We start from the raw sequence: 1,086 nt of genomic DNA, 5'->3' as shown, positions 1-1,086 counted from the left end.
TCTCGGGAGATACGCTCTTTTTGAGCGATGGCGGCTTTGTTCTTTTGGATTCGGTTGGTACTGACGATCAGGTTATTTCTATTTCCAACGATACGGTTTATCTGGAAGATGGCGGATTTGTCAGATTGCCCGAAGGCTTTAGCGGAGATTACAACGATCTGACCAATGCCCCGACCAATGTGAGTTCCTTTGTGAATGATGTGAATTATGTAACGACCACCAATTTGCCCGATGCGGATTCCACCAACGAGCTGCAAAATATTTTCATTTCAGGAGATACGCTTTTTTTAAGCGATGGAGGTTTTGTGGTATTGGATTCGATCGGTACTGACGATCAGGTTATTTCTATCTCCAACGACACTGTTTATCTGGAAGATGGCGGTTTTGTCAAATTACCGGAAGGCTTTAGCGGGGATTACAACGATTTGACCAATGCCCCGACCAATGTGAGTTCGTTTGTGAATGACGTGAATTATATCACGAATAGCGATATATCAGATAATGATTCTACTAATGAGTTACAAAACCTGCAAGGTTTTATCAATGGAACAGTACTGACCATAGCTATCAATGACGGGGATTCTGCTATAGTAAACCTGGCAGGTTTAATTGATGGTTTGGATGCAGACTCTACCAATGAGCTGCAAAACATTTCCATTTCTGGTGATACCATTTTCCTGAGCGATGGCGGTAGTATTTTATTGCCTTCCGGAACAGTAAATACAGATGATCAAATCCTTTCCATACAAAATGATTCTTTATTTATTGAAGATGGCAATGGCCTGCCTCTTTCGCTTTTAAGCGATTCCTTGTGGTTGAAAAACGGAAATGATATTTACAATGCCAATACTGGAAATGTAGGAATCGGTACAATGACCCCCGATCATAAATTACAGGTAATTGGCTCGGCAAGTTTTGGCGCAGATAATCATTCAGTAACAGGAGATAGAAGTATTGCCTTTGGAGAAGAAAACACCGTAAGTAATAGCAATAGCATAGTCGGAGGCTACCAGAGTTATACAAATGGCGGTAATTCCATAGCAATAGGCTGGGCCGATTCAATAACTGATTTTGCAGTAGGTGCAG

Annotated in this window: 1 protein-coding gene; it reads left to right on the top strand. The window is 41.5% G+C overall.

Features of this window, described 5'->3' with window-relative positions:
• On the top strand, window positions 1-1,086 hold a 1,086-nt coding region (locus WD048_06195), incomplete at both ends, for a hypothetical protein (protein MEX0811787.1).

The sequence above is a fragment of the Chitinophagales bacterium genome (assembly GCA_040877935.1).
In the GTDB taxonomy this organism is placed as follows: domain Bacteria; phylum Bacteroidota; class Bacteroidia; order Chitinophagales; family CAIOSU01; genus JBBDNB01.
The sequence above is the reverse complement of the archived record's forward strand: the minus strand, read 5'-3'. Positions and strand labels throughout refer to the sequence as shown.